The sequence below is a fragment of the Enterobacter sp. JBIWA008 genome (assembly GCF_019968765.1).
Classification (GTDB): Bacteria; Pseudomonadota; Gammaproteobacteria; order Enterobacterales; family Enterobacteriaceae; genus Enterobacter.
In genome coordinates this window covers 300,608-312,808 of sequence record NZ_CP074149.1, presented here as the reverse complement: position 1 = coordinate 312,808, position 12,201 = coordinate 300,608, and the positions used below count along the sequence as shown (strand labels likewise).

The following is a 12,201-nucleotide window of genomic DNA, read 5'->3' as shown; positions in this document are numbered from 1 at the left end:
CGCTATTACTGGGTGCTGGTTGTCGTGGTGGTCGTGGTTCCGGTGTTGGAGCCATCACCGCCACCGGTTGCCGCCAGCGCGACACCCACGGCTGAACTTACGGTGCTGGCGCTGGCTGCGGTAGAACTTCCCGCAGACGCAGACGTCGCAGCCGAACCTGCCGCTTCCCCGACCTGAACCGGAGCTGCATAAACAGATGTCGCCGCAAGCGCAGATATGGCAAAAATGCCATACAGTACTTTCTTCATAACAATTTCCCTTCAATGAATGAATGGAGATTTGCCCGAAAAGAATTTCAGGCGGAATCGAGTATACACAACTCCTGCCGTGGGTTTGCCGTACGGGGAAATAGGGGGAGGGTTTTCGGATAAATGGATAGAATCGAAATGAAAGGCAAACAAAATAAATATATAATCAATATAAATCAATTAGTTATAATATAATGACATTAACTAACTTCTGCGTATTTTCTTAAAATAAACCGCAGCAATTAACGGGTTAAGCGTCTTTTTCGGATTAAACTCAGATCCAGAATTTGAGTTAACTAACAGACATCAGGAATTATCCGATAAAAAAATGCCGGCATTAAGCCGGCACATTTTCATGACGTTTTAATTACGCACGCCATGCTTTATAACGGTTGATCAAACCATTTGTCGAGCTGTCATGGCTGGCAATCGCTTTATCATCACCCAGCTCTGGCAGAATACGGTTTGCCAGCTGTTTGCCCAGCTCAACGCCCCACTGGTCAAAAGTGAAGATGTTCAGGATGGCGCCCTGCGTGAAGATTTTGTGCTCGTACAAGGCAATCAGCGCACCCAGGCTGAACGGCGTGATTTCGCGCAGCAGGATGGAGTTGGTTGGGCGGTTGCCTTCGAACACTTTGAACGGTACCACGTGATCCAGGGTTGCCGGATCTTTACCCTGGTCACGGTATTCCTGCTCAACCACCTCGCGGGATTTACCGAACGCCAGCGCTTCGGTCTGGGCGAAGAAGTTCGACAGCAGCTTCGGATGGTGGTCAGACAGCGGGTTATGGGTGATAGCCGGGGCGATGAAATCGCACGGTACCATTTTGGTGCCCTGGTGGATCAGCTGGTAGAAGGCATGCTGACCGTTGGTGCCCGGCTCGCCCCAGATAATTGGGCCAGTCTGGTAATCCACCGCGTTGCCGTTACGGTCAACATACTTACCGTTGGATTCCATGTTGCCCTGCTGGAAGTAAGCAGCGAAGCGGTGCATATACTGGTCGTACGGCAGGATCGCTTCGGTTTCAGCGCCAAAGAAGTTGTTGTACCAGATACCGATCAGCGCCAGCAGCACCGGCAGGTTTTTCTCTGGCGCGGTAGTGGAGAAGTGTTTATCCATCGCGTGCGCGCCGGAGAGCAGCTCAACAAAGTTGTCGAAGCCCACGGACAGGATGATAGACAGACCAATCGCCGACCACAGGGAGTAGCGGCCGCCAACCCAGTCCCAGAACTCGAACATGTTCGCGGTATCAATGCCAAACTCGCTGACGGCTTTACCGTTGGTAGACAGCGCCGCGAAGTGTTTCGCCACGTGCTTGTTGTCGCCCGCGGTTTTCAGGAACCAGTCGCGCGCGCTGTGGGCGTTGGTCATAGTTTCCTGAGTGGTGAAGGTTTTAGACGCAACCAGGAACAGGGTGGTTTCCGGGTTCACGTTCTTCAGCACTTCGGCGATGTGGGTACCATCGACGTTAGACACAAAGTGCATATTGAGGTGGTTTTTGTACGGACGCAGCGCTTCGGTCACCATGAACGGGCCGAGATCAGAACCGCCGATACCGATGTTTACCACGTCGGTGATCGCTTTGCCGGTGTAGCCTTTCCAGCTGCCGGAGATGATTGCTTCGGAGAAGGTTTTCATCTTTTCCAGCACCGCGTTCACTTCCGGCATGACGTCTTTGCCGTCAACGATGATTGGCGTATTGCTACGGTTACGCAGAGCCACGTGCAGCACGGCACGGTCTTCGGTGCGGTTGATCTTCTCGCCGGAGAACATGGATTTGATGGCGTCCGCCAGCTCGGTTTCTTTCGCCAGATCCTGCAGTTTGGCCAGCGTCTCTTCGGTAATACGGTTTTTAGAGAAATCCACCAGCATCAGGTCGTCGAAGGTCGCGGAGAACTTGTTGAAACGATCGGCATCTTTCGCGAACAGATCCGCGATGGTGACGTCTTTCATTTCATCATAATGTTTCTGGAGTGCCTGCCAGGCAGCGGTCTGCGTTGGGTTGATGTTTTTCATTAGCAATACTCTTCTGATTTGAGAATTGTGACTGCGGTCGATTGTAGCGCCTGCAAATAAAAATTGTGATGGTTTTTATGCCATTGCCCTGGCCTGCATCAAACACAGGTGAAAAGACCCGAAAAGTATAGCTGCTGAAGCGCCCCCCGGGGCGGCGAAATGTCGGTCAAAAACCCCTAAAACGGAGCATAAAATCTGGCTCTGTTATAAGTCCTGTTTCTCAGGGGTACCCCCCCATAAAAAATCCGCATAATCCCAGCATTGACAGGACCTCCCCCGCATTTTATTTATAGGGCCGTATTTTGCGCCTGCACCTGTTTTCGTTTCACTCTTGTGCCAAGGTCGCTTATTCATTCCCTGACACGAGGTTGTTATGACGAGTTTTGTGGTCGCCAAATTTGGCGGCACCAGTGTGGCCGATTACGATGCCATGAACCGCAGCGCCGATGTGGTGCTGGCCGATCCGAATACCCGCCTGGTGGTGCTGTCTGCCTCCGCTGGCGTGACGAACCTGCTGGTTTCTCTGTCTGAAGGACTGGAAGCGACAGAACGTTTCGTGAAGCTGGATGCACTGCGCAAAATTCAGTTCGACATCCTTGAACGTCTGCAGAACCCGAACGTCATCCGCGAGGAAGTGGAACGTCTGCTGGAAAATATCACCACCCTGGCAGAAGCGGCTTCTCTGGCGACCTCCACCGCCCTGACCGACGAACTGGTTAGCCACGGCGAGCTGATGTCCACCCTGCTGTTTGTTGAAATCATGCGCGAGCGTAGCGTTCAGGCGCAGTGGTTTGACGTGCGTAAAGTGATGCGTACCAGCGATCGCTTTGGTCGTGCCGAGCCGGACGTTGAGGCGCTGGCGGAACTGACCAATCAGCAGCTGGCGCCACGCCTTGCAGACGGTATCGTGATCACCCAGGGCTTTATCGGCAGTGAAGCGAAAGGCCGTACCACCACGCTGGGCCGCGGCGGCAGCGACTACACCGCCGCGCTGCTTGGCGAAGCCCTGCATGCCACGCGCGTCGATATCTGGACTGACGTTCCGGGCATTTACACCACCGACCCGCGCGTTGTTTCCGCGGCTAAACGTATTGATGTGATCGCCTTTGAAGAAGCGGCAGAAATGGCCACCTTCGGCGCGAAAGTGCTGCACCCAGCAACCCTGCTGCCAGCCGTACGCAGCGATATTCCAGTCTTCGTGGGTTCCAGTAAAGATCCAAAAGCGGGCGGCACGCTGGTCTGCAAGAAAACGGAAAACCCACCGCTGTTCCGCGCCCTGGCCCTGCGCCGTCGCCAGACGCTGGTCACACTGCACAGCCACAATATGCTGCACTCCCGCGGTTTCCTGGCGGAAGTGTTTGGCATTCTGGCGCGCCACAATATCTCCGTGGATCTGATCACCACCTCTGAAGTGAGCATTGCGCTAACGCTGGACACCACCGGCTCTACCTCCACCGGCGACACGCTGCTGACGCAGTCGCTGCTGATTGAGCTGTCTGAGCTGTGCCGTGTGGAAGTGGAAGAAGACCTGGCGCTGGTTGCCATCATCGGCAACAAGCTGTCTCGCGCCTGCGGCGTGGGTAAAGAGGTATTCGGCGTGCTCGACCCGTTCAGCATCCGCATGATCTGCTACGGCGCGTCCAGCTACAACCTCTGCTTCCTGGTGCCTGCCGATCAGGCCGAGCAGGTGGTGCAGAAACTTCATCAGAATTTATTTGAATAAAATTCGTTAGCACGTTAAACAATATCGATAAGCCGGGCACAGACCCGGCTTTTTCATAACTAAACAACACGACAATACTGCAAGGAATTCAATATGTTATCCGTCATCACGCGGCTGTTCCCGCTATGGGCGCTGCTGCTCTCCGTACTCGCGTATTACACCCCCGCCACCTTCACGGGCATTGGTCCGTGGGTCGCCACGCTGCTAATGCTGATCATGTTCGGTATGGGCGTGCATCTGAAAATCGACGACTTCAAACGCGTGCTGTCTCGCCCTGCCCCCGTCGCGGCAGGGATCTTCCTGCACTACCTGGTGATGCCGCTTGCGGCGTGGCTGCTGGCGATGGCCTTTAAGATGCCGCCCGACCTCTCCGCCGGGATGGTGCTGGTCGGCAGCGTGGCCAGCGGAACAGCGTCCAACGTGATGATCTACCTGGCGAAAGGGGACGTGGCGCTCTCCGTCACCATCTCCTCCGTTTCCACGCTGGTGGGCGTGATTGCCACGCCGCTGTTAACCCGCCTGTACGTGGACGCGCATATTCAGGTGGACGTGATGGGCATGCTGCTCAGTATTCTGCAAATCGTGGTGATCCCGATTGCGCTGGGGCTGGTCATTCACCATCTTTTCCCGCGCGTGGTGAAGGCCGTTGAGCCGTACCTGCCCGCGTTTTCGATGGTCTGTATTCTGGCCATCATCAGCGCCGTGGTGGCGGGTTCCGCCTCACACATTGCCTCCGTAGGCTTTGTGGTGATCGTCGCGGTGGTGCTGCATAACACCATTGGCCTGCTGGGCGGCTACTGGGGCGGGAAACTGTTTGGCTTCGACGAATCGACCTGCCGCACGCTGGCAATCGAGGTAGGGATGCAGAACTCCGGCCTGGCGGCGGCGCTCGGTAAAATCTACTTCTCGCCGCTGGCGGCCCTGCCGGGTGCGCTGTTCTCCGTCTGGCATAACCTCTCCGGCTCGCTGCTGGCGGGCTACTGGTCAGGCAAACCGATTAATGAACAAACGAAAAAAGATGCGGTGAAGCAGGGTTAATTTACGCTGCTTGCTTTACACTGAAGCCTCCCCATCAGGAGGCTTCAGCAATGGCTACACCACGTTTGACCCAGAAAGACATGACGGAAGCCGAGCAGCGCGAGCTGAAAACGCTTCTCGACCGTGCCCGCATCGCACATGGCCGCACGCTGACGAACGCCGAAACCAATCAGGTGAAAAAAGAGTACATCGATAAGCTGATGGCGCAGCGTGACGCAGAGGCGAAAAAAGCCCGTAAGTTGAAAAAAGAGCAAGCTTATAAACCCGATGCAGAGGCGACCTTTTCCTGGTCCGCCACCACATCAACCCGTGGAAGGCGCTAATCAGCGCCCTTTCTTTTTACGCCCCGGCTGGGTAAAGCGTTTTCCGTTGCCCGGCTTGCCTCGCCCTTTCTCTTCCGCCTGCGGCGCCTTCACCACCGGGCGCTTAATCGCCTGGGTTTTCGGTTTTGCTTTGGCCTTCGGCTTCGCTTCGGACGAGGAGTTCTCAATAAGCCTGAACAGCTCAATCAGCTCGTCATCCGTTAAATCGCGCCACTCGCCCAGCGGGATACCGGACAGGCTGACGTTCATGATGCGCGTACGTTCCAGCTTCGTCACTTCATAACCGAAGTGCTCGCACATGCGTCGGATCTGGCGGTTTAAGCCCTGCACCAGAGTAATGCGGAACGCGAACGGCGCTTCTTTCTTCACTTTACACTTTTTCGTGACGGTACCGAGGATCGGCACACCGGCGCCCATACCGCGAATAAATTCGTCCGTGACCGGCTTATTGACGGTCACAATGTACTCTTTCTCGTGATCGTTACCGGCACGCAGGATTTTGTTGACCAGATCGCCGTGGTTGGTGAGGAAAATCAGCCCCTGAGAGTCTTTATCCAGACGGCCAATCGGGAAGATACGGCTGCTGTGGTTAACGAAATCAACGATGTTGTCCCGCTCACCGTCTTCCGTGGTGCTGACAATCCCAACCGGTTTGTTCAACGCGATAAACACCAGATCTTCAGCATCACGCGGTTCGATGACCTGACCATTCACTTTAACCACATCGCCAGGGACCACCTGGTCGCCGATGGTGGCGCGTTTGCCGTTGAGGAACACATTACCTTGTTCAATGTAACGGTCAGCCTCGCGACGTGAGCAGATCCCGCTCTCGCTAATGTATTTGTTTAATCGGGTTGATTGAGTTGGCAGCATAGTTTCTCCTGTAGAGGCGAAATATACCTTAGGTTTGGGCCGAAAAAAAAGATTAGCTGACGGTAACTGAAGCGGGTTTTTTTAGTTTGCGAGACGCTTTCAGGATTTAGCGTCAGGCCATTTATCCTTGTGCTAACTCCTTGACCATTATCGCTTCTCGCCTCTTTCGGTTGGCAAATGGCCTGGCGGGCGACAGAATCTATTTTAAAGACCAGGGCAATTGCATCATCGTGCTGTTATGCGGTGGTGACAAAAGCAGCCAGGCCAGAGACATACTTATGGCAAAAATGCTGAGCAATGTATCCCAATGGCAGGAGTGAATGAGCATGCATAAATTAACATCCTACGATCCAGCAAACGCGCTGGGCGTCATCGCGCGCTCGAAAGGAATATCGACCATTTCACAGCAAACTGGCCTATCACGAGAGCAACTGTATCGATCGTTCAGTGATAAAGGAAACCCAACGCTTAAAACCACTCTGGCGGTCATGAAAGCATTGGGTCTTGGGTTAACAATCAAACACGCTGGAGATTAATACTCATCCCGCTCGTCGTCTTCATCCGGCTGTTCCATCACGCTGTACGCCACCGCGCAGAACAACGAGTTGAGACGCTTCATATCCCCCAGCAGCCCCAGATGCAGGGAGCTAGTCTCGATACTCTGCACGTTCTGCTGGTGCAGACGCTCGACGTGGGCGTGCGAGTAGCGGCGGTTCAGAATGCGGAAACGATGCTTGTTGCGGCGCAGGCGGCGCGCGCTAGGCACGTCGCTGGAGAAGAAGACCAGCATCGCCAGTTTCAGATTACTAACCAGCTGTTCGTGTAGCGCTTCAAGCTCTTTTAAACCTTCAACAGAGAACGCCCGGCGCGCGGCCAGCGATTTATCGGCGATCTCGCTGCCCATGCGCTCAACGATATCTGAGGCCTGCTCAAGGTTAAGCGACATCTCAATGATTTCCGCCCAGCGACGGGACTCCTCTTCCGCCAGCTCATCCTGCGGCATACGCGCCAGGTAAAGCTTGATGGCGGTATAGAGCACGTTGATGTCGTCCGCCAGCCTGCGCAGCTCTTTCTCCTCTCGCGGCTCGCCGTGCATCACCTTTTGCAGGCCTTCGAGCATGGTTTCCATAGCGTCGCCCATGCGCAGCGTCTCGCGCGCGGCATTCGCCAGCGCCAGCGCCGGGGTATCCAGCGCGGACGTATCCAGGTGCTTCGGCTTCAGGCGCGCATCCAGCTCAGGTTCGTCCTGAATGAGACGTTCGCAGAAGCGGGCCATCGCCCCGGCAAAAGGTACCATCGCCAGGCAGCGCACCAGGTTGTAGAACACGTGGAAGTAGATCACAAGCTCCGCCTTCGGCAGCGGGAGGTTGTCCATGAGGTTCGCCAGCGGGTGAACGAACGGCAGAATAATCAGGCTGCCCACCAGCTTAAACAGCAGGCTGCCGAGGGCCACGCGGCGGGCGGCAGCGTTGGCGGCGCTGTTATTGAGCATCGCCAGCAGGCCGGAGCCGAGGTTAGCTCCGATCACCAGGCACAGCGCCACCGGGAAGGAGATCGCCCCTGCGGCGGTAAGCGTGGCCGTCAGCAGGACCGCCGCCAGGCTGGAGTAGCTGACGATGGCAAACACCGCGCCGATCAGCGCGTCGAGCATGATATCCCCGGTCAGGGAAGCGAAGATGACCTGAACGCCGTTGGCCTCGGTAATAGGGGTCACCGCCTGCACAATCAGCTCCAGCGCCAGCAGGATCAGCCCCAGACCAATCCCTACGCGCCCGAGCTGCCCGGCACGGGTCTGCTTACGACCAAGGAAGAAAATAACGCCGATAAAAATCAGCAGCGGCGACAGCCAGGAGAGATCGAAGGTCAGGATACGCGCCATCAGCGCGGTACCTACATCCGCCCCCAGCACAATCACCAGCGCCGGGGCGAGCGCGACCAGATCCTGTGCCACAAAGGAGGTGACCAGCAGGGTCGTAGCGTTACTGCTTTGCACCAGTGCCGTTACGCCAATGCCCGCGCAGAAGGCGAGCGGCTTCTTCTCAACGCTGCTGCTGAGAACGGTACGTAAGCGCGCGCCAAATACGCGCATCACGCCGGTACGGACGATATGGGTGCCCCATACGAGCAGTGCGACTGCAGAGAGCAGGTGTAACAACGTCAACACGGAAGGTGTTCCTCCTTATCGTTATTCGTTTTCCTTAGGTTCAGTATAAGGGTTTAAACGTAAGAAAGAGACAGGGCACCCTGGAGGTGCCCTGTTTGTTGTAAGGAAAAGTGACGTCAGTCGGCGTCGTAGCCGAGATTAGGGGCCAGCCAGCGCTCCACTTCTGACACGCTCATACCTTTGCGCAGGGCGTAATCTTCAATCTGATCCCGCTGCAGCTGCGCTACGGCGAAGTACTTGCTGTCCGGATGGCTGAAGTACCACCCGGAGACTGACGCGCCTGGCCACATGGCGAACGACTCGGTGAGCTTCATGCCGGTATGAGTTTCCACGTCCAGCAGCTTCCAGATGGTGCCCTTTTCGGTGTGTTCCGGACAGGCCGGATAGCCCGGCGCCGGGCGAATCCCCTGGTAGTTTTCGCGGATCAGATCCTCATTGCTGAGGTTCTCATTTGCCGCGTAGCCCCAGTGCACCTTACGCACGCGTTCGTGGAGGTACTCGGCGAAGGCTTCCGCCAGGCGGTCCGCAATCGCTTTCACCATGATTTTATTATAATCATCGTGCTGGGCTTCGAACGCGTCCGCCAGCGCGTCTTCTTCCAGACCGCCGGTTACCGCAAAGGCGCCGATATAGTCGGCTTTACCACTTAACTTCGGCGCGACGAAATCGGCCAGGCAGTAGTTGGCGAAGCCCACTTTCTCGGTTTGCTGGCGCAGATGGCGGCTGACCGCCAGCACGTGAGTGCGGGTTTCATCGCGATAAATTTCGATATCGTCGCCCACGCGGTTCGCCGGGAACAGCCCCACCACGCCGCGCGGGTTGAGGGTTTTCTCTGCGCTCAGCGTGTCGAGCATATCGTTGGCATCTTTAAACAGGCGCTTCGCCTCCTCGCCCACCACCTCATCCTCCAGGATGCGCGGATATTTACCCGCCAGCGACCAGGTCATAAAGAACGGCGTCCAGTCAATGTAGTTGCGCAGCGTTTCGATGCTGGCGCTGACCTCCTGAACGCCCAGGCGATGCGCGACCGGCGGCGTATAGCTGGACCAGTCAAAGGCCAGATCGTTGTCGCGCGCCGCCTGAAGTGAAACAGGCGGGGTGCGCGGCTTCTTGCGGCCGTGCTGGATGCGGACGGTTTCGTACTCTTTGCGGGTGCGCGCCACAAAATCGTCGCGCTGGGTGTCGGAGAGCAGTGCGGAGACCACGCCAACGGTGCGGGAGGCGTTCTGAACGTACACCGTCGGGCCGCTGTAGTTCTGCTCGATTTTCACCGCCGTGTGCGCTTTGGAGGTGGTCGCGCCGCCAATCAGCAGCGGAATGGTGAAGCCCTGTCGCTCCATCTCTTTTGCCACGTTGACCATTTCGTCCAGCGACGGCGTAATCAGCCCGGAAAGCCCAATCAGGTCGGCGTTCACTTCGCGCGCGGTCTTGAGGATTTTGTCCGCCGGGACCATCACGCCAAGGTCGATAATTTCGTAGTTATTACACTGCAGCACTACGCCGACGATATTCTTGCCGATGTCGTGCACGTCGCCCTTCACGGTGGCGATGACCATTTTGCCGTTGCTTGAGCCTTTCTCTTTGCTGGCTTCGATGTAGGGCTCAAGATACGCCACCGCCTGCTTCATCACGCGGGCGGATTTCACCACCTGCGGCAGGAACATCTTGCCTTCGCCGAACAGATCGCCAACCACGTTCATGCCGTCCATCAGCGGGCCTTCGATCACCTCAATCGGGCGGGCTGCCTGCTGGCGCGCCTCTTCGGTATCAAGCTCGATAAATTCGGTGATGCCTTTGACCAGCGAGTATTCCAGACGCTTTTTCACGTCCCAGGAACGCCACTCGGCCTGCTGAATGTTTGCCGCCTCATCCGATTTGCTGCCGCGGTATTTCTCCGCAAGGTCCAGCATGCGCTCGGTGGCGTCGTCGCGGCGGTTAAGGATCACGTCCTCGACGGCGTCGCGCAGCTCGGCAGGGAGGTCGTCATAAATCGCCAGCTGGCCGGCGTTAACGATCCCCATGTCCATGCCGTTGCGGATGGCGTAGTAGAGGAACACGGCGTGGATCGCTTCTCGCACCGGATCGTTTCCGCGGAACGAGAACGAGACGTTCGACACGCCGCCGGAGATCAGCGCATGCGGCAGCTCGCGCTTGATGTCTTCACACGCCCCGATAAAGTCCTGCGCGTAGTTATTGTGCTCTTCAATCCCGGTCGCGACGGCGAAGATATTCGGGTCGAAAATAATGTCTTCCGGCGGGAAGCCCACCTCTTCGGTCAGTATTTTGTACGCGCGGCGACAAATCTCAATTTTGCGCTCGCGGGTATCGGCCTGGCCCACTTCGTCAAAGGCCATCACCACTACGGCGGCACCGTAGCGGCGCACCATCTTCGCGTGGTGGATAAAGATATCCACGCCCTCTTTCATCGAGATGGAGTTGACGATGCCTTTGCCCTGGATGCACTTCAGCCCTTTTTCGATGACCTCCCACTTGGAGGAGTCAATCATGATCGGCACGCGGGCGATGTCCGGCTCACCGGCAATCAGGTTGAGGAAGCGCACCATCGCCGCTTCGGCGTCGAGCATCCCCTCGTCCATATTGATATCGATAATCTGCGCGCCGCTTTCCACCTGCTGGCGGGCGACGTCCAGCGCTTCGCTGTACTTCTCTTCTTTAATCAGGCGCTTGAACTTTGCGGAACCGGTGACGTTAGTACGCTCACCCACGTTCACAAACAGGCTGTCGTCGCCGATGGTCAACGGCTCCAGGCCGGACAGACGACAGGCAACCGGAAGCTCGGGCAGCTTGCGCGGCGGCAGCCCGGCCACGGCGTTGCTCATGGCCGCGATGTGCTCTGGCGTTGTGCCGCAGCAGCCGCCAACGATGTTCAGGAAGCCTGACTCGGCCCACTCGCGGATTTGCGCCGCCATGGTGTCGGCATCGAGATCGTATTCACCGAACGCGTTCGGCAGACCGGCGTTCGGGTGGGCGGTAACGTAGCATTCCGCGATGCGGGAAAGCTCCTGTACGTACTGGCGCAGTTCATCCGGCCCCAGCGCGCAGTTCAGGCCAAAGGAGAGCGCTTCGGCGTGGCGCAGGGAGTTATAAAACGCTTCGGTTGTCTGGCCGGACAGAGTTCGGCCGGAGGCGTCGGTGATGGTGCCGGAAATCATGATCGGCAGGTCAATGCCCAGCGCCTCAAACTCCTCTTTCACCGCGTAAATCGCGGCTTTGGCGTTAAGGGTGTCGAATACCGTTTCAATCAGGATCAGATCGGAACCGCCTTCCACCAGCGCTTTGGTCGATTCACGGTAGGCCGCGACCAGCTGATCGAAGGTGATATTACGAAACGCCGGGTCGTTGACGTCCGGTGAAATCGACGCGGTGCGGTTCGTCGGGCCAAGCACCCCGGCAACGTAGCGCGGCTTGTCCGGCGTGCGGGCCGTCCATTCGTCGGCACAGGCGCGCGCCAGCTTCGCGGCTTCCAGGTTGATTTCCGCCGACAGGGATTCCATCTGGTAATCCGCCATGGCGATGGTTGTCGAGTTAAAGGTGTTGGTTTCAATGATATCCGCACCCGCTTCGAAATAGGCGTTGTGGATATCCTTAATGACGGACGGCTTGCTGAGCACCAGCAGGTCGTTGTTCCCTTTCAGATCGCATGGCCAGTCGGCAAAGCGTTCGCCGCGGAAATCGTCTTCACTCAGACGATAGCCCTGGATCATGGTGCCCATGCCGCCGTCCAGCACCAGAATTCGTTCATTTAACTGCGCACGCAGTTGCTCTACTTTGCTGCTCACACTTGCTCCCGACAA

At 57.0% G+C, this 12,201-nt stretch carries 9 protein-coding genes and 1 pseudogene; 5 read left to right on the top strand and 5 right to left on the bottom strand.

The genetic code is table 11. The annotated features are described in order from the left end of the window. Positions 1–5: 5 nt before the first annotated feature. Together yjbE and pgi are read right to left on the bottom strand one after the other, a co-directional pair. Positions 6–248 carry an exopolysaccharide production protein YjbE gene (gene yjbE, locus KGP24_RS01475; protein ID WP_008503423.1) on the bottom strand — a complete coding sequence of 81 codons (243 nt, stop codon included), beginning with the start codon at positions 246–248 and terminating at the stop codon, positions 6–8. Between the two features lie 367 nt (positions 249–615). Then, positions 616–2,265: a glucose-6-phosphate isomerase gene (gene pgi / locus KGP24_RS01470; protein WP_223562141.1), complete on the bottom strand. Its 1,650-nt coding sequence runs from the start codon at positions 2,263–2,265 to the stop codon at positions 616–618. A gap of 373 nt (positions 2,266–2,638) precedes the next feature. Between pgi and lysC the strand changes: the two genes are divergently transcribed. The 3 genes from lysC to KGP24_RS01455 all read left to right on the top strand — a co-directional run bounded on the left by lysC (position 2,639) and on the right by KGP24_RS01455 (position 5,349). Beyond that, positions 2,639–3,988 (top strand): lysine-sensitive aspartokinase 3, encoded by a 1,350-nt coding sequence (gene lysC / locus KGP24_RS01465; protein ID WP_223562140.1) that lies wholly within the window; start codon positions 2,639–2,641, stop codon positions 3,986–3,988. 93 nt (positions 3,989–4,081) lie between these two features. Continuing rightward, a complete protein-coding gene (gene panS, locus KGP24_RS01460; RefSeq protein WP_223562139.1) occupies positions 4,082–5,026 on the top strand; it encodes a ketopantoate/pantoate/pantothenate transporter PanS in 945 nt (314 codons plus the stop codon). Between the two features lie 50 nt (positions 5,027–5,076). Next, the gene (locus tag KGP24_RS01455; RefSeq protein WP_223562138.1) at positions 5,077–5,349 is read left to right on the top strand and encodes a DUF3811 domain-containing protein; all 273 of its coding nucleotides are present in this window, start codon (positions 5,077–5,079) and stop codon (positions 5,347–5,349) included. Here the strand turns inward: KGP24_RS01455 and rluF are convergent, their stop codons facing one another. Further along, positions 5,350–6,222, bottom strand: coding sequence for a 23S rRNA pseudouridine(2604) synthase RluF (gene rluF / locus KGP24_RS01450; protein WP_223562137.1), 873 nt, complete (start codon positions 6,220–6,222; stop codon positions 5,350–5,352). Positions 6,223–6,359: 137 nt separating this feature from the next. Here rluF and KGP24_RS24735 point away from each other — a divergent pair. Together KGP24_RS24735 and KGP24_RS01445 are read left to right on the top strand one after the other, a co-directional pair. Next, a pseudogene (locus tag KGP24_RS24735) lies at positions 6,360–6,542 on the top strand (type II toxin-antitoxin system RelE/ParE family toxin); the annotation flags it as partial. Continuing rightward, on the top strand, positions 6,543–6,758 hold the full coding sequence (locus KGP24_RS01445) for an addiction module antidote protein (protein ID WP_223562136.1): 216 nt from the start codon (positions 6,543–6,545) through the stop codon (positions 6,756–6,758). On the opposite strand, the gene KGP24_RS01440 is transcribed toward KGP24_RS01445, so the two are convergent. Together KGP24_RS01440 and metH are read right to left on the bottom strand one after the other, a co-directional pair. After that, positions 6,755–8,386, bottom strand: a complete 1,632-nt coding sequence (locus KGP24_RS01440) for a Na/Pi cotransporter family protein (protein ID WP_223562135.1) — start codon at positions 8,384–8,386, stop codon at positions 6,755–6,757. The genes KGP24_RS01445 and KGP24_RS01440 overlap by 4 nt on opposite strands. A gap of 116 nt (positions 8,387–8,502) precedes the next feature. Next, on the bottom strand, positions 8,503–12,186 hold the full coding sequence (gene metH / locus KGP24_RS01435) for a methionine synthase (RefSeq protein ID WP_223562134.1): 3,684 nt from the start codon (positions 12,184–12,186) through the stop codon (positions 8,503–8,505). Between the last annotated feature and the right edge of the window lie 15 nt (positions 12,187–12,201).

Coding starts and splice junctions, on each gene's coding strand:
- yjbE (WP_008503423.1), bottom strand. CDS start 248: ATGAAGAAAGTACTGTATGGCATTTTTGCCATATCTGCGCTTGCGGCG.
- pgi (WP_223562141.1), bottom strand. CDS start 2,265: ATGAAAAACATCAACCCAACGCAGACCGCTGCCTGGCAGGCACTCCAG.
- lysC (WP_223562140.1), top strand. CDS start 2,639: ATGACGAGTTTTGTGGTCGCCAAATTTGGCGGCACCAGTGTGGCCGAT.
- panS (WP_223562139.1), top strand. CDS start 4,082: ATGTTATCCGTCATCACGCGGCTGTTCCCGCTATGGGCGCTGCTGCTC.
- KGP24_RS01455 (WP_223562138.1), top strand. CDS start 5,077: ATGGCTACACCACGTTTGACCCAGAAAGACATGACGGAAGCCGAGCAG.
- rluF (WP_223562137.1), bottom strand. CDS start 6,222: ATGCTGCCAACTCAATCAACCCGATTAAACAAATACATTAGCGAGAGC.
- KGP24_RS01445 (WP_223562136.1), top strand. CDS start 6,543: ATGAGCATGCATAAATTAACATCCTACGATCCAGCAAACGCGCTGGGC.